Source organism: Variovorax sp. LjRoot290, from assembly GCF_964253985.1.
In the GTDB taxonomy this organism is placed as follows: domain Bacteria; phylum Pseudomonadota; class Gammaproteobacteria; order Burkholderiales; family Burkholderiaceae_C; genus Variovorax.
The window spans coordinates 69086-91108 of sequence record NZ_CAXURW020000001.1; the positions used below are offsets into that span (position 1 = coordinate 69086).

The window sequence follows — 22023 nt, forward strand, 5'->3', positions numbered from 1 at the left end:
GTGTCTCCATCTGTTGGGCGGGGCCGCATTGCCGGACCGCTCAGCGCACTTCGTTGATCCGGATGTGGTTGCCTGCGGGATCGCGGAAGGCACAGTCGCGCACGCCGTACGGCTGCTCGGTGGGCTCCTGGATGAGCTCGGCGCCGCTCGCCTGCAGGCGAGCGAAGGTGCCGTCGAGGTCGGCGGTGGCCAGGATGATGATGGCGTAGGTTCCCTTGGCCATCATCTCGGCGACGGTGCGGCGCTCGTCGTCGGTGACGCCGGGGGTGGCGGCCGGCGGGTGCAGGACGATGGACGTGCCAGGCTGGTCGGCGGGGCCGACCGTGATCCAGCGCATCCCGTTGTATCCGACGTCGTTGCGGACCTCGAAGCCGAGGATGTCGCGGTAGAAGGCCAGGGAGGCGTCCGGGTCGTTGTGCGGGAGGAAGCTCGAGTGAATGGTGATGTCCATGGCGGTCAGTCTGGTTGCGGTGGCGGCCAGTCTAGTTGCGGCTCGGTGATCGGCGCTTCTCGATTCCTGATCGGTCTGGTGACTTGTTTCGCCACGCACGACGGGATCCCCGCGGTCGCGCGCGCTCCCTGGCGCCGATAGGTGCTGGGCGGCATGCCGACCAGTTCGGTGAAGCGAGTGCTGAAGGTGCCCAGCGACGAGCAGCCGACCTCGAAACAGACCTCTGTGACGCTGAGATCGCCACGACGCAGCAGCGCCATCGCGCGCTCGATGCGCCGCGTCATCAGATAGGCGTACGGCGACTCGCCGTAGGCGAGCCGGAACTGGCGGCTGAGGTGCCCGGCCGACATGTTCACGCCACGGGCGAGCGCCTCGACGTCCAGCGGCTGCGCGTACTCCCGGTCGATCCGGTCGCGAACGCGGCGTAGCCTCGCGAGGTCGCGCAGGTGCTGCGCTGCGGCGGGTCTGCTGGTCATCTGCGCGATCGTGTCACGCCGCACCGGCGTGCTCAAGCCCGTTGACGTGGTGTATCCGAGGTGGGCGACGAGGTCGCGGAACGTGAGGGGGTTGCCTGTGTCGTCTAGAATGAGACTAAAATTCGTCTTCATATAGACATACTGAGGCCAGCCATGTTGTCGTCACAGACCAGAACCGGTTCCGCCCCCAAGCCGCGTCGCGGCACCCAGGCCGTCATCCTCTATCAGCGGAACAAAGGTGTCGACGCCTACGTGCGCGCGGTGTCCGGTGCCACGCCGATGGAAATCGTGGCGATCGAACGCCAGGGCGTGCAGGGAATCTTCATCAAGGATCTGTCCAAGAGGATGGACCTTGCGACTTCGCGTTTCTTCGCCATCCTCGGCGTGCCGAAGGCCACGGCCGAGAAGAAGGCTGCTGCGGGCGAGCTGGTCTCCGGCAGCGGCGGCCAAGCCGCGATCGGCATGATCAAGCTCCTCGGAATCGCACAGGACATCGTCGAGAACAGCAAGGCGCCCGAGGCGAAGGGCTTCGATGCCGCGAAATGGCTCGGCCAATGGATCGAGCGGCCCCAGCCCTCTCTCGGCGGCCGCAAGCCCGCGGACCTGATCGACACGCCGACGGGCGTGGAGGTCGTCGCCCGTCTGCTGGGCTCCATCGAGAGCGGCGCCTACCAGTGAAGCTGTGGCGAATCGCGGCCGATACTCGAAAGTACCGCGCCGATGATCTCAGCGGCGGCGGCGCGGCCAAGCATCCCGGCCGATGGAACGACACTGGCGAGCCGGTCGTCTACGCGGCGCCGTCCGTCTCCATCGCGGTGCTCGAGACCGCTGCGCACATCGACAACACCGGCCTTCCGCTGAACCGATATCTGCTCGAGCTGGATGTACCGGATGACATGTGGGAGTCGCGCGAAGAACTCGACGTGGCGTCCCTGCCTGCGACCTGGTCAGCGATCCCCGCGGGTCATGCCAGCGTGAGGATCGGCTCCGCGTGGCTTGCCTCGCTGCGGACGCCGATTCTGCTGGTGCCTTCGGTGGTGGTTCCAGAGGAACGAGCGGCCCTGATCAATCCTCTCCATCCGCAGTCGAAGCGGATCGCGCCGCGAATCGTTCGCCTGTTCGAATACGACCGGCTCTTCAGGTCATGAGCTTGGCGCGATTCGCTTGGCGGATTCGGGCATGAAGCTGGAGTGAGCGCTACCCGCACACCACGCTCGCATTTTTTCTTGGCGTCGCCCTGTTCGCCGGCCCCCGGTCTGCCGATATACCGGCATGACCCCATCGAAGACGCCGGCCGCGGGCGAGCCGAACTACAAGATCCAGCAGCGCGAAGGCTGCAGGATCGTGTACGGCCACATGCCGCTGCGCGACTGGCTGCTTCTCTTGAAGGAGGCGAGCGACATCGACGTGCTGCATGCCGACGTCGCGCGCATGCTGGGCGCCACTGCCGTCCTCGGTCCGCCGCAAGGGCTGGAGCGCATCCGCGAGCAGGAAGCGCCCGCCGCCATGGGACGCGTGCGCGCGCAGCTGGGCCGTGCTGCGCGCCGGCTCGAGCCGGATGCCGTGCGCTGGCTCGCGGCCGGTGAACAGGGGCTTTCGAGCCTGGCGCTCTTCACGCTCTTGACCGGCGTTCGCCCGCCGCACTATGGCGGCGCCGCGCTCGACCTGCCGCGCAGCGCGAGCGAGTTCCGCCGCTGCCGCCTGCTGGTGGAGCAGACCCCCTCGCTGCGGCGCGCGCTCCTGCTGCTGGCGGGCCGCGTCAGCGACCCTGCGGTCGTGCCCTGGGCCGCGCTGGCCGAGGCCTGGAACGATCTCTGCGTCCAGATGGACCACGAGCTGCCGCACTGGCGCGACGGCACCGGCCGCGCGCCGGGCGTCAATGCGATGCTGGCCTGCTTCCTCGAAGTCGAGACCGACCTGGCCGTGCTTCAGTCCAGCCGGATGACCACCGCATCGCTGGCGTTGCCGGACAGCTTTTCGATTCCCGCCGCGCGCCGCGCCGGCAGCGCGCGCTGGTTGATGTAGCCTTGTCGCCGGCAGCCATGGCGGCTGCGATGAGGTGGACCACGGTGAGCCGGCCGAAGCATCTTTTGATTGTTGCTGCACTCGCACTTTCGATGAACCTGGCGGCGCACGCCGGGGCGTGGGGCGACGGCGCTTTCGACAACGACGCCGCGCAGGACTGGCTGGCCGAATGCGAGCGCAGGGCGGATCCGGCCTTTGTGTCCCAGGCTCTCGACATGGCGCAGATGGCAAGCCACATCGATGCGGACGACGGGGCCGCCGCGGTCGCTGCCGCCGAACTGATCGCCGGCGCCATCGGCAAGGGCGCCGCGGCATCGAAAACGCGAGCGGTGGAGTGCCTGGCCGGCAGACGAACAGAAGAACTGCATGCGCTCGCGACGCGCGCCAGGCTGGCCCTGGCCCGCGTCGCGGACCGCAATGTCTCCGAGCTCGCCCAACAATGGGAAGAAGAAAAGCCGAACCGGTGGGCTTCCAACCTGACACGGCTTGCGGCGCGTCTGCAGCGCTAGGGCCTGTTAGCAGGCCCTGGGCGTCTTAACGCCCGGTTACCACCGGGACAAGCACATCAGGCGATGTCCGACAGAAAAATGCGCAAGCTCGGATGTGATGCCGTCTCATGGCTTTTGGTGCTGGAAGGAACTGATGTCAGAGGGTTTCAATTCAAGGTCTGCGCGGACGACGGAGGTGTCGATCGGTGCCCAGTTGGACGCCACCCGCAACGCGGCGAGCGCAAGAGAAGAGGCGCAGGCCGCCATCGTTCGCTCGTTCGGAAGCTTCATCCGGGGCGGCCCGGGTCCTACGGAAGAGCAGCTCAGGCAGTTCGCGAGACTGGCGGCCGACGAAGCGCGACGGCGCCGCCGGCTCGCCGACCGCCTGGCGGCGCGGCCGGCCGACAACGAACCGAAGACGCCGTCGCCCGTCGTGGTGGCGCGGCCATTGCGCGCCGTTGCCTTGCTGGCCATGTGGACCGTGGCGATCCCGCTCATCGTCGTCGCGGCCTTCGGCCCTCGCGACGGGTCCTTCTCTTCGGCAAGCGAAAAAATGCCGATGCATGCATCGCCGGATGCGCCGGCCGTCGCGCTGGCGCAAGCGCCGAAGGCGGACACCGAACCCCTTGCCGTCGTTGCGGAGCGCTCCCGTGCGGCGCCAGGCAAAACCCCGCGCAGGTTTTCTTCGGCCCACGCCAGTGCAGCACCGCTGCTGGCCCGCGCCGGCGCCCGGGGTCCGTCGGCCAAGTGCACGGGCTTGAGTTTCGTGTTCCGCGCGGTCTGCATGAACTACGCGTGCGCGCAGCCATCCGCCCGCCGCAGCCTGCAGTGCGTCGAACCCCTGCGCCAGCGCCGGCTCGACGAAGCGCGCCGCAATCCGCTGCTGCTGGGCTGAGCCTGCATCAGTCGTTCAGCCGCGCTTCGCTGCGAGAGTCGGATCACCAAGCGTTCGATTGAGGGCGACCGCCTTTCGCGTCAGGAGGCGCACTGTGGCGGGGTCGACGGTCATTCCCTCTCGCAGTTCCAGCGTGGCCATTTCGTACTTCCCTCCAGGCTTGAGCCCGGGTTCGATGGCGCGCAGCTGCTGCCCTCGCCAGAAGCCGAACAGTACCCGGGCTTCCTCCGCGCGAATGAGGAGCACGGGCCCGTTCGCGAGATAGACGAGGTGGCGCCATTTCACGACCTCCTCCATCGCCGACGCGGCGCGAACCGCCGCACGCAATTCCCCGACGCACGCCCGACGCCAGCCATCGAGGGCGGCCACATAGGCGTCGGGACTAGAAGCAGGCGTCGTCTTTTGCATTCCGGACAGGCTTGATCGGCGAAGCTTAAACGGGACCGGGGCGCCAAGCCGTCGTTCGACAAGCTTCGGCGATCGCTGCGGAGTCGGAGTGCCTGCGGTATCGTGGGTGGGCCTCGCAGGCTGGTCATGGCCGCGAGGCTGTCTACCAAGGAGACGCAGTGCGAGCCATCTTCGCGATCGCTGGTGTTCTCATCCTGGCAGGCTGCGCGGGCGCGGCCCATGCACCGCCTCCGACGGCCTGCGGCGCCGATCCCGCAGGGCAGGCCTGCGAGGTCGAGCGCTACATGAACGCTCCGTAGCCGCTTCTCGAGCTCAATCGTCCAGGCGCACCACTTCCGGGTCGGCTGCGCTGCCATGCAGCCGCTCGACCTCGGCCGCGCGCCGCGTCAGCACCGCGCGCTGGTTGATGTAGCCCTTGTCGGTGATCTCGCCGGCATCGATGTCGGGCGGGGTAGCGAGCACCAGTGCGCGCACCGGGCGTTGCGAGGAACCTGCACCGGCGTCGCGCATGGCTGCCATCGTGCGGCGCAGTGCGGCCGCCAGCTCCTCGCGCGGCAGCGCGGCGCCCTGCGGGCTGGCGAACACCAGCATGCCAACTGCCTCGCGGTCGTGGCCGGTGATCACGACGTCCTGCACCAGCGGCGCAAGCCGCGAGACCAGCTCCACGCGCAGCGTGCCCACCGACACCCAGGTGGCGCTGGTGAGCTTGAAGTCCTCGGCCACGCGGCCGTTGAACATCACGCCGCACTCGGGCCGTGCTTCATCGACCAGGTAGCCCGCGTCGCCGATGCGGTAGTAGCCCTCCTCGTCGAAGGCCTGCGCGGTCTCGCGCGGCGCACCGCGATAGCCGGGAAACACCGAAACGCCCTTGACCCGCATCTCCAGCTTGTCGCCGTTGGGGACGAACTTCAGCTCCAGCCCCGGCAGCGGCGCGCCGATGCAGCCTGCGCCGTCGAGCTTCCAGTGCGCCGAGGTGATCGCGGGCGAGGTCTCGGTCGCGCCCCAGGAAGTGGTGAGCCACAGCGGCTGCGCGGGCCGTGCGCGCCGCGCCACCGCTTCGAGCCGCTGCCAGGTCGAGGGCGCGAGCGCCGCGGCGGCATAGAAGCACAGGCGCAGGCGCGAGAAGGCCTCGGCCGCGAGCGTGTCGTCCGCCTCGAGGAAGGGCAGCAGCATGTCGTAGCCGCGCGGCACGTTGAAGAGCAGCGTGGGCCGCACCTCGCGCAGGTTGCGCACCGTCTTCTCGATCAGCCCCGGCGCCGGCCGGCCCTCGTCGATGTAGAGCGCGCCGCCGTGGCTGAGGACGATGTTGAAGTTGTGGTTGGCGCCGAAGGTGTGGCTCCAGGGCAGCCAGTCGACCAGCACCGGCGGCTCCTGGTCGAGGAAGCGCCAGGTCTGCGCAATCATCTGCTGGTTGGCGCACAGCATGCGGTGCGTGTTGATTACCACCTTGGGCCTGCCGGTCGAGCCCGAGGTCAGCAGGTACTTGGCGTGGGTGTCGGGCAGGATGGCCTCGAAGGCCTGCATGACGGCCGGCGTTTCCTCGGTTTCGAGCAGCTGCGCGAAGCTGAGCGCGCCCGGGTGGGCGTCGGCGTTGCGGCTGAACACCGCCGGCGCATCGATGCGCGAGCCCGCCAGTGCGCTGCCGTAGACCTTGGCATCCGAGGCATAGATCAGCGCCGGCTCGAGCGCGCGCAGCATGCTGTGCAGCCGCGTCGGGTCCTTCGCCATGCGCGAATAGGCGCTGGAGAGCGAGCAGGCGGTGCGGCCGATGTGCATGGCGGCGAGCATCAGCACCGCATGGTCGATCGCGTTGTCGGAGAGGATCACCACCGGCTTGTCTGCGGGCACGCCCAGGTCCAGCAGGCCTTGCGCCACGGCGCCGACGGCGCGGCGCAGCGCACGGTAGTCGAGCCGGCGCCAGCCTTCGCCGCTTTCGTCGCGCTCGGCCAGCGCCAGCGCATCGGGCGTCTCGCGCGCCCAGCGCTCCAGCCACTCGCCGATGCAGCGCGCATAGGGCCTGAGCGCCACCGGCGAGCGCAGCGCGAAGGAGCCGTCGTCGAAGTCGATGCGCAGGGTGCGCGGCGGGGCGAGCTGGCGCTCGTCGTCGAAGAAGCCGGGGGCGGTCATCGCTTGTCTCCTGGAGGCGCTTGGTTATTCGAGTGTGCCGGACGCCGCTTTTGCGCGAATCAGGTTCAACAGCAGGATGTCGCGCGCGGCTTCGAGCTCACTGGTGTGGCGTTGGCCCAGCTCCGCGGCCACGCCTTCGGCCACCTGCTGCTTGAGCTCGGGTGTCATCGTGGGTGCACCCAGATCCTTCCACCAGTCCTCGATCGGCCCACCCAGGTGCGCGAGCACATGCGCGATGCCGCCGGCGCCACCGGAGAGATGCAGGTTCATGAACGGGCCCATCACGGCCCAGCGCAAACCGGGCCCGTGCGCGATGGCCGCATCGATGTCGGCCACCGAGGCCACGCCCTGGTCGACCAGGTGAAAGGCCTCGCGCCACAGCGCGGCCTGCAGCCGGTTCGCGATATGGCCCTTGACCTCGCGCTTCACGTGGATCGGGCGCTTGCCGATCGCGGAATAGAAGGCCATCGTGCGTTCGATGGTCGCGGGCGACGTGGCCGTGCCGCCGATCACCTCGACCAGCGGAATCAGGTGCGGCGGATTGAAGGGGTGGCCCAGCACCACGCGCGCGGGATGCGCGCAGCCGGATTGCACGCCGCTGATCGCGAGCCCCGAAGAGCTCGAAGCGAGGATCGCGTGCGGCTGCGCGGCCACGTCCATGCGGCGGAACAGATCGATCTTGAAGTCCAGGCGCTCGGGGCCGTTCTCCTGCACGAAGTCGGCGTCGCGCACCGCGTCTTCCAGCGTTGCATGGAAGCGCAGCCGCTCCATCGACGCACCTTCGGCCAACCCGAAGCGCTGCAAGGTCGGCCAGTGCTGCGCCACGGCTTCGAATAGCCGCGCCTCGGCGCCCGGCGAAGGATCGGTGGCATCGACGTCGAGCCCGTGGGCGAGGAAGTAGGCCGCCCAGCTGGCGCCGATCACGCCGGTGCCGACGACCGCGACGCGTGTGATGGCCGTGTCCATGTGCGCCATCGTCAGGATTCGGCCGTGAAGCCGACCTTCTTGACCAGCGGACCCCAGCGCTCGAACTCGATGTTCTGCGAGCGGGCCATCTCCTCGACGGTGGAGCCCTGGGCGATCAGGCCGACCACCGCCAGGCTGTCGATGACGGACTTGTCCTTGATCGCGGCGTTGATGGACGCGTTGGCGGCGGCGATCACCGAGGCCGGCGTCTTGGCCGGCGCGTAGAAGCCGAACCACTCTTCGGTCGTCAGTTCCGGAAAGCCCTGTTCGGCCAGGGTCGGGACCTCGGGCGAGAACGGCGAGCGCGCCTTGCCGGAGGTGGCGATCAGGCGCAGCTTGCCGGCCTTGTGGTTGGCGATGAAGTCGCCGCTGGGCGTGATCATCGAGGCGATCTGGCCGCCCACCACGTCGGTCACGCCGGGGATGGAGCCGCGGTAGGGCACGTGCTTGAGCTCGACGCCGTTGTTGATGCCCAAGAGCGCGCCGATGAAGTGCGGCGTCGAGCCGGCCGCCGGCGAGCCGTAGCTCGCGTCGTTGGGGTTGGCCTTGGCCCAGGCCAGGAAATCCTTCACCGTCTTGACGCTGGCCGGCACCAGCGGGCCGACCGCCAGGCCGTGGTGCATCACCGCGGCGATCGACACCGGCGCGAGGTCCCTGACCGGGTCGTAGCTCAGCTTCTTGTAGATGTGCGGGTAGATCGAGGTGCAGGAGAAGGGCGTGAGCGCCAGCACGCTGCCGTCGGCCGGCGCCGCCTTGAGCAGCTCCAGCGCGATGCGTCCGCCTGCGCCGGGCTTGTTCTCGACCACGGCCGCGTTGCGGGTGTAGGAAGAGCCGGCCAGCTTCTCGCCGACGCGGCGCGCCACGCTGTCGCCGGCGCTGCCGGCCGGGAAGCCGTAGAGGATCTTGACCTGCTCGATGGTCTGGGCCAGCGCGGCCAGTGGGTGCAGGGCAGCGAGCGCGGCTGCGCCGCCGAGGGTGTGGAGGAAGTGGCGGCGATCGGTCATGGTGTGTCTCCTTGCTGTTCTCTCGGAATCGTTGGTCAGGCTGCGAACTCGGGGCGCGGCAGGCCCACGCGCGGCAGCCCCATCATGTCGCGCGCCTCGGCCGGCGTCGCGGGCTCCATGTCCATCTCGCGGATGAGGCGCACGATGCGCTCGGTGAGCTGCAGGTTGGTGGCCAGCTCGCCGTGACGGTAATAGAGGTTGTCCTCCAGGCCGACGCGCGCATGGCCGCCGAGCAGCAGCGCGCTGATGTTGGCCTCGAGCTGCGAGGGGCCGATGCCGCTCACGCAGAAGATCGCGCCCTTGGGCAGCGTGTCCACCATCATCTGCAGATGCCGCGGCGAGAAGGGCATCGCGTTCTGGAAGTTGCGGTGCACGTTCATCACCAGGTTGATGAAGTAGGGCGCCTCGTCCAGCCCCTCCTCGATCAGCGTGGTCGTGTCCTGCAGGATGTGGGTGGGGCTGAACACCTCCCACTCGGGCTTGATGCCGCGCGCCTTCATGCCGGCCGCGAGTTCGCGGCCCTTGGTGAGCGGCGTGTCCATCAGGATCTCGCGGCCCTCGAAGCTGAGGTTGAGCGTGGTCGCGTCCAGCGTGCACATCTCGGCGCCGGCGTCCATCCCCTTCACGCGCTCGTCGAAGGCGATCTCCCAGCGCCCCCCAGGCAGCGGCTTGATCATGTCGCCGTGCACGCCGCCGCCGGTGGAGTTGTTGAGCACGATGTCGCAGCCGGCGGCGCGGATGCGGCGGTTGATGTCGCGGTAGACCTCGGCGTCGCAGGTGGCGCCGTCGTCCGGCCGGCGCGCGTGGATCGCGGCCACGCTCGCGCCGGCCTTCCAGCAGGCCACCACATCCGCTGCGATCTCCTCGGGCTGGGTGGGAAGATGCGGGTTCTGCGACTTGTGCGCCATGCCGCCCGTGGGGGCGATGGTCACGATCACTTTGCGCTTGGACATGGGCTTTCTCCTGTGGACGGCGCGCTATTATTTTTGGCTGCCGTCGTCCCGGCAGTCATTGCGATGACATTTGAGATCAGGGTTTACGAGCCGCAGCCAGCAGGAGCGTCGATGCCGCACACCAGGCCGAGCCAGAGACCGCCGGCGTCCTTGTCGATTCCCGAGCTGCTGCAGCGATCGGTCTGGTTCCCCGGGCTGGACGCGGCGGCGCAGGCGCGCGTGCTCGATGACATGCGCGAGGAGTCGGTGGCCGCCGGCGCCGCGCTGTGCCGCCGCGGCGACGCGCCGCTGCACTGGTACGGCACGCTCGAAGGCCTGCTCAAGTGGTCGATGACATCGAGCGACGGCCGCTCCGTCACCTTCGGCGGCCTGTCGGTCGGCAGCTGGTTCGGCGAAGGCACGCTGTTGCGCGCGATGCCGCGCTCGGCCGACATCATCGCGCTGCGCGACAGCCGTGTCGCGGTGCTGCCGCTCGACACCTTCGAGTGGCTGCACCGCACGCAGATGAGCTTCAACCACTTCCTGCTGAACCAGATCAACGAGCGCCTGCACTGGTTCATGGGCAACTATGCGGCGCACCGGTTGCTCGATGCCGACAGCCAGGTGGCGCGCGCGCTGGCCGGCCTGTTCCATCCGTGGCTGCATCCGGGCAGCGACGTGTATCTGCAGACTTCGCAGGAAGAGATCGCCAACCTCTCCGGCCTCTCGCGCCAGCGCTGCAACGCGGCGCTCAACCGGCTGCGCGAAGCGGGCCTGCTGCGCATCGAGTACGGCGGCATCACCGTGGTCGATCTGGAAGGGCTGCGGCGCTTTGCCGAATAGTGCGTCGGAGAACTCGCCTGCAGCGCGTCTGGGCAGTCAGAGCCTGGAAGACCAGTACGCGGGCTCGCGGCTCTGATGCGCGATGGCAAAGATCTGAGGCCCGAGGCTTGCGTCTTCCGCGTAGATCACGGTGCAGGGAAATCGATCGAAGTGATAGATGCGCATGCCGTGCCCGCCATGAGGACCACGCTGCTGATTCTCGAGGAGGAGCCCAAGAACTCGCTCGTACTCGGCGAGGAAAGCCTCTGTGCGATCAGTCGACTTGCATGGGTCGCATAGTAGACGCCGCATCACCGAGCTCAGCTTCGGCTTCGGGATGAATCCGGTGACTCACCTGATCCTTGCCCGCACGCGCGCAAGGGCCTCATCGCCTGGGACCATTGCGGCCTTGCCCGAACGGACATCCTCCTGGCGGCGCAGCGCCAGCTGCATCCACGCTTCCTGTGCCTTTGATCTGGGCTCGAAGCTGGCGATCAGTCGCTCCTTGGGCGGCAAACCGAGGACCTGAGCCTCAAGATCTTGAACGGTCATGGACATGACGCCTCCGTAAACCAGTGCGAATGGCAAGCATGCCACAGCACTGCCGGAGCCGGGCGCCGCCAAGCTCCCGATCCCTCAGAGCCGGCTCAGCGCCGCCGATCCAGCGCTGCCCGTGGCGGCCTTCAGAATTTGTGCGCGAGGCGCGGAGGCCTGTTTTCTTCGCCGGTGCTTTCGTCGTCCACCGAGGCGATCTTCAGGCGGGCGGCCTCGTGTTTGACGCTCAGTTCCACGCAGCGCTCGCGTTCGGCCGGCCGGGACGGCGACTCGCGCATGCAATCGACGAAGAACTGCGACTCGTCGGCGCTCAAGCCATGCAGCACTTCCCGGCCCTTGGCGTCGATGGCCAGGGCGCTGCGGGCGGACAGCTCGGCGCGTTGCGCCTCGGGCATTTCCAGCAGTTTCATGCTCGGCTCCTTTTCGAACAGTCTGCAGTCTGGCGCAGTTTGCCTGGTGTGGCGCGCCATGGTGCCTGGCTGCCCCGATAGTGTGCGGCGCGCCCGAAGGCCCTGAATCAGATCAACACTGACGCCCTCTTCATTGGGATGAACCACCTTGTTTTTAGAGGAATGCCAGGAGAGTGGATGCACACATCGAAGGATGGGCCCGTATATTGCTGTATGCTGTGAAATGCCGACTGTCGACAGTTGCCCGTCGGAACCGACCCAAGGAAAAGATCCATGCCATTGCACGCAGTGGGCCGCGCGGCCCTCCCGATCTCCGATGCCGAGCGCGCCGTGCGCCAGGACCTGGCTGCCGCCTACCGGCTGGTGGCGCACTACGGGATGGACGACAGCATCTACACGCACATCTCCGCGCGCGTGCCCGGCACCGAAGACCAGTTCCTGATCAACCCCTTCGGGATGCTGTTCAAGGACGTCACGGCTTCCTCGCTGGTGAAGATCGACCTCGAGGGCCGCATCCTCGACGACTCGCCCTACGACGTGAACCCGGCCGGCTTCACCATCCACAGCGCCGTGCATGCGGCGCGCCACGACGCCGCCTGCGTGCTGCACACGCACACGGTGGCGGGCGTGGCGGTGTCCTCGCTCGCCGGCGGGCTGCAGCCCTGCAACCAGTGGGCGCTGCAGTTCCACGAGCGCGTGGTCTATCACGACTTCGAGGGCATCGCGCTCGACTTCGAGGAGCGCGAACGGCTGGTCGCAGACCTCGGGCCGACGGCGCGTGCGCTCATCCTGCGCAACCACGGCCTGGTCACGCTGGGCCGCACGGTGTCGGAGGCCTTCATCCTCATGCTCAATCTGGAGCGCGCCTGCCGCGTGCAGGTCGCGATCCAGTCCAGCGGCCAGCCCGTGTATCCGGTGCCGCTCGAGGTCTGCGAAAAGACCGCGCGCCAGTACGAGAGCGGCGACACCGTGCGCATGCCCGGCCAGCCCGACCCGAATGCACGCGAATGGCGCGCGCTGCTGCAGCGCATCGAGCCCGTGCCCGCCACGTCCTTCCGCGACTGAGCTTCGTTCCCTTCCTTCCTTCCCACCATCCCCGATCGAGCCACAAGGAGTTCTCATGAAACGTCGCAATCTCATTCAAATGGGTGCCGCCACGGCGGCCGGCCTGACGCTCGCGGGCGTTCCCCTGCATGTGCTGGCGGCAGGCAAGAAGGGCGGCGTGATCAACGCGGTGGTCCAGCCCGAGCCGCCCGGGCTGATGCTGGGCATCACGCAGAACGGTCCCACGCAGATGATTGCCGGCAACATCTACGAAGGCCTGCTGCGCTACGACGAGAAGATCACCCCGCTGCCTTCGCTGGCCACCTCCTGGACCTCGAACAAGGAAGGCACGCTCTTCACCTTCAAGCTCAAGCCCGGCGTGCTGTGGCACGACGGCAAGCCCTTCACCTCGGCCGACGTGGTGTTCTCCGCCGACGTGTTCTTGCGCAAGACGCATGCACGGCTGCGCGCCAATCTCGCCGCGGTCGAAAGCATCCGCGCCGTCGATCCGCTGACGGTCGAGTTCAAGCTCAAGTACCCCTTCGGGCCCTTCCTCGGCATCTTCGAGGTCGGCAGCATGCCGATGATCCCCAAGCACATCTACGAAGGCACGGACTTCGCCGCCAACCCGGCCAACGCCACGCCGATCGGCACCGGCCCGTTCAAGTTCAAGGAATGGGTCAAGGGCTCCTACATCCAGCTGGTGGCCAACGACAAGTACCACGTCAAGGACGTGCCGCTGGTCGAGAGCGTGTACTTCCACGTCATTCCCGACGCGGCCTCGCGCGCCGCGGCCTTCGAATCGGGCAAGGTCGACCTGGTGCCGGGCGGCGCGGTCGAGTACTTCGACGTGCTGCGGCTGTCGAAGCTGCCGGGCGCCGCGGTCACGACCAAGGGCTGGGAGTTCTTCGCGCCGCACGCCTGGCTGTGGATCAACAACCGCAAGGCGCCGATGGACCAGGTCAAGTTCCGCCAGGCCCTGATGCACGCGATCGACCGCGAGGCCATCTGCAAGGTGGCCTGGCAGGGCTTCGCCAAGCCGGCGACCGGCCCCTTCAACAGCAACATCAAGTTCCACAGCACCGACGTCCCCAAGTACCCGCGCAGCGTCGACACCGCCAAGAAGCTGCTGGCCGAGGCCGGCTACAAGGGCGAGACGCTGCGCCTGCTGCCGCTGCCCTACGGCGAGACCTGGACGCGCTCGGCCGAGATCCTGCGCCAGAACCTGGCGCAGGCCGGCGTCAAGCTCGAGATGGTCGCCACCGACGTGGCCGGCTGGAACCAGAAGCTCAACGAGTGGGACTACGACCTCGCCTTCACCTACGTCTACCAGTACGGCGACCCGGCCCTGGGCGTGGCGCGCAACTACACCACGGCCAATATCGCCAAGGGCTCGCCCTTCAACAACGTCGAGGGCTACTCCAACCCGAAGATCGACGAGCTGTTCGATGCCGGCGCCAAGGAGGCCGATCCCGAGAAGCGCAAGGCGATCTACCTGGAGGCGCAGAAGCTGCTGCTGAACGACGTGCCGGTGGCCTGGCTGTACGAGATCAACTTCCCGACGCTCTACCGCACCAAGCTCAGCAACATCATCAGTTCGGGCATCGGCCTGAACGACAGCCTGAGCGGCGCCTCGGTGGCCTGAGCCGCGCATGAAGCGCACGCAATTCATGCTGGCCCGCGTGCTGCAGGGTCTGGTCGCGATCCTGCTGATCGCGACCGTCAACTTCATGCTGGTGCGCGCCGCGCCGGGCGATCCGGTCTCGGTGCTGGCCGGCGAGGCCGGTGCTTCGGACCCGCAGTTCGTCGCCCAGCTGCGCGCGCAGTTCGGGCTCGACCAGCCGATCACGACCCAGCTCGGCACCTACCTCGGCAAGGTGGTGCAGCTCGACCTCGGCTTCTCCTACCGCCAGCAGCAGCCGGTGCTGAAGCTGATCCTGGACCGGCTGCCCGCGACGCTGCTGCTCACCGGCAGCGCCTTCGCGCTGTCGCTCTTGTTCGGCGTCACGCTCGGCGCGCTCTCGGCGCGGCGGGCGGGGACGTGGGTGGACAGCGCGATCACCACGGTGGCGCTGGTGTTCTATGCCACGCCCCTGTACTGGCTCGCCCTCATGGCCGTGCTGGTGTTCACGGTGCAGCTCGACTGGCTTCCGGGCTTCGGCTTCAGCACCGTCGGCTCGGGCGCGACCGGGCTGGCACTGGCGTGGGACGTTGCGCAGCACCTGGTGCTTCCGGTGCTGACGCTGGCGCTGTTCTACATGGCCGTCTACGCCCGCATGACGCGCGCCGCCATGCTCGACGTCGCGCAGATGGACTTCGTGAAGACGGCACGCGCCAAGGGCGTGAAGCCCGGCCGCATCCTGCGCGCGCACGTGCTGCGCAACGCGCTGTTGCCGGTGGTCACGCTCGCGGGCATCCAGGCCGGCAGCCTGATCGGCGGCGCGGTGCTCACCGAAACCGTGTTCGCATGGCCCGGCCTCGGCCGCCTGATGTTCGACGCGCTGCTGCAGCGCGACTACAGCCTGCTGCTAGGCACCTTCCTCGTGACGGCGGCGATGGCCGTGCTGTTCAACCTGATCACCGACCTCGTCTACACGCTGGTCGACCCACGCATCGAACTGACATGACCCAAAGTCCTTTCTGGCGGCGCTTCGTCCGCAACAAGGGCGCGGTGGCCGGCATGGTGGTGCTGGCGGTCGTCGCCGTCGTCGCTTTGTTCGGCCCCTGGATGGCCGCCAACGACCCCTGGGGCATGGTGCAGCAGCCCTTCCTGCGGCCCTGGACCGAGCCCGGCTTCGCGATGGGCACCGACACCCTCGGGCGCGACATCCTCTCGGGCGTGATCCACGGTGCGCGCATCTCGCTCCTGATCGGCGTGGTCTCGACCGTCGTCGCGCTCCTGATCGGCGTCACGCTCGGTGCCGTCGCCGGCTACTTCGGCGGCTGGATCGATGCCGGGCTGATGCGCTTCACCGAGATCTTCCAGGCGGTGCCGAGCTTTGCGCTGGCCATCGTGCTGGTCGCGATCTTCCAGCCCTCGGTCGGTTCCATCGTGGCGGCCATCGCCATCGTCTCCTGGCCGCCGGTGGCGCGCCTGGTGCGCAGCGAGTTCCTCACGCTGCGCCAGCGCGACTTCGTGCAGGCCGCCTTGCTGGCCGGCCAGTCGACGCCGCGCATCATCCTCACGCAGATCCTGCCGAACGCCATGTCGCCCATCATCGTGATGGCCTCGCTCATGGTGGCGACGGCGATCCTGCTCGAATCGAGCCTGAGCTTCCTCGGCCTGGGCGACCCCAACCAGATGAGCTGGGGCTACATGGTTGGCTCGGCCCGCACCGTGCTGCGCCAGGCCTGGTGGATGGCGCTGTTCCCGGGGCTGGCCATCGTGCTGACCGTGCTCGCGCTCAACCTGGTGGGTGAAGGCCTCAACGACGGCCTCAACACGCGGCTGGACGGGAGGGGCCGATGAACGCCGGCGTGACACGCCTGAAGCCGGCGCAAGCCGTGCTCGAGGTCGTCGACCTGAGCATCTCGCTGCCCAAGGGTGCCGACCGCGCGCTCGCGGTCGAGGGCGCGACGCTCTCGGTGCTGCCGGGCCAGACGCTGTGCGTCGTCGGCGAATCCGGCTCGGGCAAATCGATGATCGCCAACGCGGTGATGGGCCTGTTGCCGCGCCCGCAGGTGGCGCCGGTGGCCGGCAAGATCCTGTTCGAAGGCACCGACCTGCTGGCGCTGACCGAGCCGCAGATGCGCGAGCTGCGCGGCCGGCGCATCGGCATGGTGTTCCAGGAGCCGATGACGGCGCTGAACCCGGTCATGCGCATCGGCGAGCAGATTGGCGAGGTGTTCGATGCGCACGGCACGGTGCCCGCGGCCGAGAAGCGGCGCCGCATCCTCGCGGCGCTGGCCGACGTCGGCCTGCCCGATCCCGAGCTGCTGATCGACAGCTATCCGTTCCGCCTCTCCGGCGGCCAGCGCCAGCGCGTGATGATCGCCTGCGCGCTCGTGCTCGAGCCCGTGCTGCTGATCGCGGACGAGCCGACCACCGCGCTCGACGTGACGACGCAGGCGCAGATCCTCAAGCTGGTGCGCGAACTGCAGCAGCGCCGCGGCACCGCCGTGCTCTTCATCACGCACGACTTCGGCGTGGTCTCGGAGATCGCCGATCACGTGGTGGTGATGCAGACCGGCAAGATCGTCGAGTCCGGGGCCGCCGCCGGCGTGCTCGGCGCGCCGCGGCATCCCTACACGCGCAAGCTGATCGCCGCCATTCCCCATGGCCACGCGCAGCGCGCCACGCCGACCGACGATGCGCTGCGCTTGCTGCAGGTGCAGGACCTGTGCAAGACCTACAAGTCCGGCGCGGGCCTGTTCAAACGTGGCCGCTCGGTGCAGGCCGCGAAGAACATCAACTTCGAGCTGCGCCGCGGCGAGACGCTGGGCCTGGTCGGCGAGTCGGGCTCGGGCAAGTCGAGCGTGGGACGCTGCCTGGTCGGCCTGGCGCCCTTCGACAGCGGCCGCATCCTCTTCAAGGGGCACAACCTGGCGCAGGACGGGAACTTCCGCCGCTCTGCCGGCGGCAAGATCCAGATGGTGTTCCAGGATCCGTATGCGTCGCTGAATCCGCGGCATCGCATCGGTGCGGCGATCGCCGGCGGTCCCATCGCCCAGGGCGTAGCCAAGGCGGAGGCCATGGCGCGCGCGATGGAGCTGCTGAAACTGGTCGGGCTCGGGGCCGACGCGGCGCAACGCTACCCCCACGAGTTCTCCGGCGGCCAGCGCCAGCGCATCGGCATCGCGCGCGCGCTGGCGATGCAGCCCGAACTGCTGGTCGCCGACGAGCCGGTGTCGGCGCTCGACGTCTCCGTGCAGGCCCAGGTGCTGGAACTCTTCGCCCAGGTGCGTGAGCAGTTCCAGCTGGCGATGGTGTTCATCACCCACGACCTGCGCGTCGCCGGCCAGATGTGCGACCACATCGCCGTGATGCAGCGCGGCGAGGTGGTGGAGTACGGCGAGACGCATGCGGTGCTGAACGACCCGCAGCATGCATATACGCGCAAGCTGATCGATGCGGTGCCGCGGCTGGCTTCGCCCGCCGAAGCTGCGGCGCGGGTCGCGTGATGCAGCGCAACGGCGACAGCACGACACCCTGCGTGGCGCTGCTCAGCGAGGTGCTGGACATGCAGTACCTCGCACCCGCTTTCCGCGAGGCCTGCCCCGGCATCGACCTGCGGCTCGGCGCCGAGCTCGGGCCGCTGGAAGACATCGAGGCGGCGGTCTGCTGGTATCCGCCGCACGGTCAGCTGGCGCGGCTGCCGAAGCTGAAGCTCGTGCAGTCGCTGGCCGCGGGCATCGACCACATCGTGGCCGACCCGCAGCTGCCACGCGAGCGCCCCTTGTGCCGCATCGTCGACACCGGCATGGCCGCCGGCATGAAAGCCTATGTGAGCTGGGCGGTGGTGCAGCACCATCGCGGCATGAACGCCTACGTCGCGAGCTCTGCGGCCGGCCGATGGGAGGAGCAGGACGTGGTCTCGCCGCGCCGCCATCGCGTCGGCATCGCCGGCCTCGGCACGCTGGGCATGGCCTGCGCCGAGGCGCTCGCGGGCATCGGCTACCAGGTCCGCGGCTGGAGCCGCAGCGCCAAGGAAGCGCTGCCGCCGGGCGTCGTCGCCTTCCACGGCGCCGGACAGCTCGACGCGTTCCTGTCGGGCTGCGACACGCTGGTGTGCCTGCTGCCCTTGACGCCGCAGACGCAGGGCTTTCTCGATGCCGCGCTGTTCGCGAAACTGCCGCGCGGCGCGCACCTGATCAACGTCGGCCGCGGCGATCACCTGGTCGAAGCCGACCTGCTGGCTGCGCTCGAAAGCGGCCAGCTCGCGGCCGCGACACTCGATGCCTTCTCGCAGGAGCCGCTGCTGCCGGACCATCCCTTCTGGGGCGATCCGCGCATCCTGATCACGCCGCACATCGCGACGCGCACCGACCGCCTGGTGATCGCGCAGCAGACCCTCGCCAACCTCGCGCTGCTGAAAAAAGGCGAGCGTCCTTCCCACTTGGTCGACCTCGAACGCGGCTACTGACATGAACCCATCCACCCACGCCGACAACGCCGCCCACGACATCGCGGCGCACCTTCATCCCTTCACCAACCTCGCCACCCATCCCCAGGTCGGGCCGCTGGTGATCCGGCGCGGCGACGGCATCTTCGTGGAGGACGACCAGGGACGCCGCTACATGGAGGCGATGTCGGGCCTGTGGTGCGCTTCGCTGGGCTTCAGCAACGAGCGCCTGGCCAAGGCCGGCAGCGAGGCGCTGCGCTCGCTTCCCTACTATCACACCTTCAACCACCGCTCGAACGAGGCGGCCATCGCGCTCGCCGAGAAGCTGCTCACGCTCGCGCCGGTGCCGATGTCGAAGGTGTTCTTCGCCAACTCCGGGTCGGAGGCCAACGACAGCGCGGTCAAGCTGGTCTGGTACTACCACAACGCCATCGGCAAGCCGGACAAGAAAAAGATCATCGCGCGCCGCAATGCGTACCACGGCGTCACCGTGGCAGCGGCCAGCTTGAGCGGCCTGGTGCCCAATCACCGCGACTTCGACCTGCCGATCGCTCGCATCCTGCACGTCGACTGCCCGCACCACTACCGCTACGCCGAGGCCGGCGAAAGCGAGGAAGCCTTTGCCACGCGCCTGGCCGATGCGCTGGAAAAGCGCATCCTCGAAGAGGGCCCCGAGACCGTCGGCGCCTTCATCGCCGAGCCCGTGATGGGCGCGGGCGGCGTGCTGGTGCCGCCGGCCACCTACTTCGAGAAGGTGCAGGCGGTGCTCGCGAAGTACGAGGTGCTGCTGATCGCCGACGAGGTGATCTGCGGCTTCTGTCGCACCGGCGAGATGTTCGGCTCCACCACCTTCGGCTTGCGGCCCGATATCCTGACCGCGGCCAAGGCGCTGTCCTCGGGCTACGTGCCGATCTCGGCCGTGATGGTGTCGGAGAAGGTGCATGCGGCGGTGGCCGCCAACAGCGGAAAGATCGGCACCTTCGGCCACGGCTTCACCTACTCGGGCCATCCGGTGGCCTGCGCGATCGCGCTCGAAACGCTGCAGGTCTACGAAGACGAGAACATCCTCGCGCACGTGAAGACGCTGGCGCCGCGCTTCCAGCAGGGCCTGCAGCGCTACGCAGCGCGCCCGCATGTCGGCGAGGTGCGCGGCGTGGGCCTGATCGGCGCGATCGAGCTCGCCGCCGACCCGGCCCGGCGCACGCCCTTCGATCCGGCGCAGAAGGCCGGCGCGCGCGTGGCCGAACTCGCGCTGGAACAGGGCCTGATCGTGCGCGCCATGGGCGACGCCGTCGCCTTCTGCCCGCCGCTCGTCATCAGCGCCGCGCAGATCGACGAGATGTTCGAGCGCTTCGACCGCGCCCTGGTCGGCTTCGAAGCGTCGATGGCATGAAGGCCTTCTTCACCGACGAGCAGCTGCTGCACGACCCGCAGCAGTTCATGCGCCTGGGCCGCATCAGCAAGCCGGCCGATCTGCCGACCCGCGCGCACGCCTTGCGCGACGCGCTGGCCGCACGCGACATCGAACTCGCGCAGCCGCGGGACTACGGCCGCGCGCCGCTCGAAGGCGTGCACAGCGCCGACTATCTGGACTACCTCGAAACGGCCTACGCGCTGTGGCGCGCGCTGAAGCTGCCGGGCGTCGAGCCGGGCATCGAAGTGCTGCCCAATGTTTCGCCGTACCACGGCGGCACGCCGGGCGTGCTGCGCGCGCCTTGCCCCTCGCCGTCGATCGTGGCGCGCACGGGCTACTACATCAGCGACCTCTCGTGCCCGATCGGCCCCCACACCTGGCGCTCGGTCCTGCGTTCGGCGCACACCGCGGTGGCGGCGGCCGACGCGGTGCTCGACAGCGGCGATGCCGCCTATGCCCTGTGCCGGCCTTCGGGCCACCACGCGCACCGCGACCGCGCGGGCGGCTTCTGCTACGTGAACAACAGCGCGGCGGCCGCGCAGCGCCTCCGGGAGCGCCATGGCCGCGTGGCCGTGCTCGACCTCGATGCCCATCACGGCGACGGCACGCAGAACATCTTCTATGCGCGCGATGACGTGCTGACCGTGTCGACGCATGCCGATCCGAGCGGCTACTACCCGTTCTACACCGGCTATGCGCACGAGCGCGGCAGCGGTGCGGGCGAGGGCTGCAACCTGAACCTGCCGTTGCCCCACGGCGCCGGCAACGAGCTCTTCCTGCAAGCGGTGGACCAGGGACTGGCGGCGCTGCGCGGCTTCGCGCCCGAGGCCCTCGTGCTCGCGCTGGGCTTCGACAGCTACAAGGACGACCCCATCAGCGTGCTGCGGCTCGACCTGGACGCCTACCGCCGCATCGGCGAGAAGATCGGCGCGCTGGGCCTGCCCACGGTGATCGTCCAGGAAGGCGGCTACATGGTGGAGGCCATCGGCCCGGCGCTGGACCACTTTCTGCGCGGCTTCGAGGCGCTTCGGTGATGACCACCGCCGCACTGCGAGCGCCGGGTTCGAGGAGCGCCGGCATCGCGCTCTTCTTCTGCGCGCTGGTGGCCTTCGCCTCCTACGACGCCTTCTGCAAGAAAATGCTGCAGTTCTACCCGGCGCCCTTCGTCAACCTGATGCGCTACCTGTCGGTGATCTGCATCGCTCTCGCCATGCTGCTGCACCACGGCGACCTACGCATCTGGCGCGCGCCGCAGAAGAAGTTGCTGCTGCTGCGCGGCGCGATGCTGGCGACCGTGGCCACCTGCTTCATGACGGCGCTGATCTGGATGCCGCTGGCCGAGGCCACGGCCATCTACTTCACCGCGCCGCTGCTGATGGTCGCGCTGTCGCCCTGGCTGGTGGGCGAGCAGGTGCAGCGCAGCCGCTGGGTGGCCGTGGTCGTCGGCTTTGCCGGCATGCTGCTGATCGTGCGGCCCGGCAGCGACCTGCCGTGGCTCGGCACCGTGCTGATGGCGATCGCCGCCGTCTGCTACGCCGTCTTCCAGCTGCTCACGCGCCGGCTCGCGGGCAGGGTCGCGAGCCCCGTGCAGTACGCCTACACCGCGCTGGTCTGCCTGATCGCGACCGCGCTGCCGGCGCCGCTTTTCCTGCCGGCCGAGCGCCCCGAGGCCGGCGCCGTGCTGCTGCTTTTGGCCGGCGGCGCCTGCAGCGGCGCGGCGCAGTGGCTGCTGCTGGCGGCCTTCGAGCGGGTCGAGGCCTCGACGCTGGCGCCGCTCAACTATTTCCAGCTGCTGCTCGCGGTGGCCTTCAGCACCTTCTGGTTCCACAAGCCGCCCGACGGCCTGGCGATGTCGGGCATTGCGCTGATCATCGCGGCCGGCGTCTACCTGGCGCGGCAGCCGATGAAAGAATGAGCCCGGGTGCTCCAACAAGACGAGACAAC

At 68.6% G+C, this 22023-nt stretch carries 25 protein-coding genes; 16 read left to right on the forward strand and 9 right to left on the reverse strand.

Annotation, left to right across the window (positions count from 1 at the left end):
• Positions 1-40 precede the first annotated feature (40 nt).
• Positions 41-451 (reverse strand): VOC family protein, encoded by a 411-nt coding sequence (locus ACSQ9A_RS00360; protein WP_436302276.1) that lies wholly within the window; start codon positions 449-451, stop codon positions 41-43.
• A 5-nt stretch (positions 452-456) separates the two neighbouring features.
• Complete coding sequence (locus ACSQ9A_RS00365) at positions 457-1059, reverse strand: helix-turn-helix transcriptional regulator (RefSeq protein ID WP_244503864.1); 603 nt, start codon at positions 1057-1059, stop codon at positions 457-459.
• Positions 1060-1080: 21 nt separating this feature from the next.
• Between ACSQ9A_RS00365 and ACSQ9A_RS00370 the strand changes: the two genes are divergently transcribed.
• The 5 genes from ACSQ9A_RS00370 (at position 1081) to ACSQ9A_RS00390 (ending at position 4335) form a co-directional block, all read left to right on the forward strand.
• Positions 1081-1605 carry an antitoxin Xre/MbcA/ParS toxin-binding domain-containing protein gene (locus tag ACSQ9A_RS00370; RefSeq protein ID WP_436302277.1) on the forward strand — a complete coding sequence of 175 codons (525 nt, stop codon included), beginning with the start codon at positions 1081-1083 and terminating at the stop codon, positions 1603-1605.
• Positions 1602-2075 (forward strand): RES family NAD+ phosphorylase, encoded by a 474-nt coding sequence (locus tag ACSQ9A_RS00375; RefSeq protein WP_093106884.1) that lies wholly within the window; start codon positions 1602-1604, stop codon positions 2073-2075. The genes ACSQ9A_RS00370 and ACSQ9A_RS00375 overlap by 4 nt, the downstream gene beginning before the upstream one ends.
• A 124-nt stretch (positions 2076-2199) precedes the next feature.
• Complete coding sequence (locus tag ACSQ9A_RS00380) at positions 2200-2952, forward strand: hypothetical protein (RefSeq protein WP_436302278.1); 753 nt, start codon at positions 2200-2202, stop codon at positions 2950-2952.
• A 44-nt stretch (positions 2953-2996) separates the two neighbouring features.
• Positions 2997-3461: a DUF4259 domain-containing protein gene (locus tag ACSQ9A_RS00385; RefSeq protein ID WP_170855591.1), complete on the forward strand. Its 465-nt coding sequence runs from the start codon at positions 2997-2999 to the stop codon at positions 3459-3461.
• 133 nt (positions 3462-3594) lie between these two features.
• Positions 3595-4335, forward strand: coding sequence for a hypothetical protein (locus tag ACSQ9A_RS00390; protein ID WP_436302279.1), 741 nt, complete (start codon positions 3595-3597; stop codon positions 4333-4335).
• 15 nt (positions 4336-4350) lie between these two features.
• On the opposite strand, the gene ACSQ9A_RS00395 is transcribed toward ACSQ9A_RS00390, so the two are convergent.
• Positions 4351-4743 carry a DUF1801 domain-containing protein gene (locus ACSQ9A_RS00395; RefSeq protein ID WP_436302280.1) on the reverse strand — a complete coding sequence of 131 codons (393 nt, stop codon included), beginning with the start codon at positions 4741-4743 and terminating at the stop codon, positions 4351-4353.
• Positions 4744-4901: 158 nt separating this feature from the next.
• Here ACSQ9A_RS00395 and ACSQ9A_RS00400 point away from each other — a divergent pair, with 158 nt between their 5' ends.
• Entirely contained in the window at positions 4902-5042 is a 141-nt protein-coding gene (locus ACSQ9A_RS00400) for a hypothetical protein (RefSeq protein WP_436302281.1), read from the forward strand.
• 13 nt (positions 5043-5055) lie between these two features.
• Here ACSQ9A_RS00400 and ACSQ9A_RS00405 read toward each other — a convergent pair whose 3' ends face one another.
• From ACSQ9A_RS00405 to ACSQ9A_RS00420, 4 genes are read right to left on the reverse strand one after another with little or no spacing between them, the layout of a single operon-like run.
• Positions 5056-6870, reverse strand: a complete 1815-nt coding sequence (locus ACSQ9A_RS00405; protein WP_436302282.1) for a feruloyl-CoA synthase — start codon at positions 6868-6870, stop codon at positions 5056-5058.
• 24 nt (positions 6871-6894) lie between these two features.
• The gene (locus tag ACSQ9A_RS00410; RefSeq protein WP_436306228.1) at positions 6895-7836 is read right to left on the reverse strand and encodes a 3-hydroxyacyl-CoA dehydrogenase NAD-binding domain-containing protein; all 942 of its coding nucleotides are present in this window, start codon (positions 7834-7836) and stop codon (positions 6895-6897) included.
• 11 nt (positions 7837-7847) lie between these two features.
• Positions 7848-8840, reverse strand: a complete 993-nt coding sequence (locus ACSQ9A_RS00415; protein ID WP_436302283.1) for a Bug family tripartite tricarboxylate transporter substrate binding protein — start codon at positions 8838-8840, stop codon at positions 7848-7850.
• 35 nt (positions 8841-8875) lie between these two features.
• Positions 8876-9793 (reverse strand): 3-keto-5-aminohexanoate cleavage protein, encoded by a 918-nt coding sequence (locus ACSQ9A_RS00420; protein WP_093104653.1) that lies wholly within the window; start codon positions 9791-9793, stop codon positions 8876-8878.
• A gap of 111 nt (positions 9794-9904) precedes the next feature.
• On the opposite strand from ACSQ9A_RS00420, the gene ACSQ9A_RS00425 reads away from it, so the two are divergent.
• Positions 9905-10615, forward strand: coding sequence for a Crp/Fnr family transcriptional regulator (locus ACSQ9A_RS00425; RefSeq protein WP_436302284.1), 711 nt, complete (start codon positions 9905-9907; stop codon positions 10613-10615).
• Between the two features lie 330 nt (positions 10616-10945).
• Here the strand turns inward: ACSQ9A_RS00425 and ACSQ9A_RS00430 are convergent, their stop codons facing one another.
• On the reverse strand, positions 10946-11152 hold the full coding sequence (locus ACSQ9A_RS00430; protein ID WP_436302285.1) for an addiction module protein: 207 nt from the start codon (positions 11150-11152) through the stop codon (positions 10946-10948).
• A gap of 125 nt (positions 11153-11277) precedes the next feature.
• Positions 11278-11706, reverse strand: a complete 429-nt coding sequence (locus ACSQ9A_RS00435) for a hypothetical protein (RefSeq protein WP_436302286.1) — start codon at positions 11704-11706, stop codon at positions 11278-11280.
• A 126-nt stretch (positions 11707-11832) separates the two neighbouring features.
• On the opposite strand from ACSQ9A_RS00435, the gene ACSQ9A_RS00440 reads away from it, so the two are divergent.
• From ACSQ9A_RS00440 to ACSQ9A_RS00480, 9 genes are read left to right on the forward strand one after another with little or no spacing between them, the layout of a single operon-like run.
• Complete coding sequence (locus ACSQ9A_RS00440; RefSeq protein WP_436302287.1) at positions 11833-12624, forward strand: class II aldolase/adducin family protein; 792 nt, start codon at positions 11833-11835, stop codon at positions 12622-12624.
• Positions 12625-12679: 55 nt separating this feature from the next.
• A complete protein-coding gene (locus tag ACSQ9A_RS00445) occupies positions 12680-14248 on the forward strand; it encodes an ABC transporter substrate-binding protein (RefSeq protein ID WP_436292213.1) in 1569 nt (522 codons plus the stop codon).
• A gap of 7 nt (positions 14249-14255) precedes the next feature.
• Complete coding sequence (locus ACSQ9A_RS00450) at positions 14256-15230, forward strand: ABC transporter permease (RefSeq protein ID WP_093104646.1); 975 nt, start codon at positions 14256-14258, stop codon at positions 15228-15230.
• Positions 15227-16072, forward strand: coding sequence for an ABC transporter permease (locus ACSQ9A_RS00455; RefSeq protein ID WP_093104645.1), 846 nt, complete (start codon positions 15227-15229; stop codon positions 16070-16072). Before ACSQ9A_RS00450 ends, ACSQ9A_RS00455 begins: the two co-directional genes overlap by 4 nt.
• Entirely contained in the window at positions 16069-17724 is a 1656-nt protein-coding gene (locus ACSQ9A_RS00460; protein WP_436302288.1) for an ABC transporter ATP-binding protein, read from the forward strand. The genes ACSQ9A_RS00455 and ACSQ9A_RS00460 overlap by 4 nt, the downstream gene beginning before the upstream one ends.
• Positions 17724-18686, forward strand: coding sequence for a 2-hydroxyacid dehydrogenase (locus ACSQ9A_RS00465; protein ID WP_093104642.1), 963 nt, complete (start codon positions 17724-17726; stop codon positions 18684-18686). Before ACSQ9A_RS00460 ends, ACSQ9A_RS00465 begins: the two co-directional genes overlap by 1 nt.
• A 1-nt stretch (position 18687) precedes the next feature.
• Positions 18688-20058 (forward strand): aspartate aminotransferase family protein, encoded by a 1371-nt coding sequence (locus tag ACSQ9A_RS00470; RefSeq protein WP_436302289.1) that lies wholly within the window; start codon positions 18688-18690, stop codon positions 20056-20058.
• Positions 20055-21113 (forward strand): histone deacetylase family protein, encoded by a 1059-nt coding sequence (locus tag ACSQ9A_RS00475; RefSeq protein ID WP_436302290.1) that lies wholly within the window; start codon positions 20055-20057, stop codon positions 21111-21113. Before ACSQ9A_RS00470 ends, ACSQ9A_RS00475 begins: the two co-directional genes overlap by 4 nt.
• Positions 21110-21994, forward strand: a complete 885-nt coding sequence (locus ACSQ9A_RS00480) for a DMT family transporter (protein ID WP_436292216.1) — start codon at positions 21110-21112, stop codon at positions 21992-21994. The genes ACSQ9A_RS00475 and ACSQ9A_RS00480 overlap by 4 nt, the downstream gene beginning before the upstream one ends.
• The last annotated feature ends 29 nt before the right edge of the window (positions 21995-22023 follow it).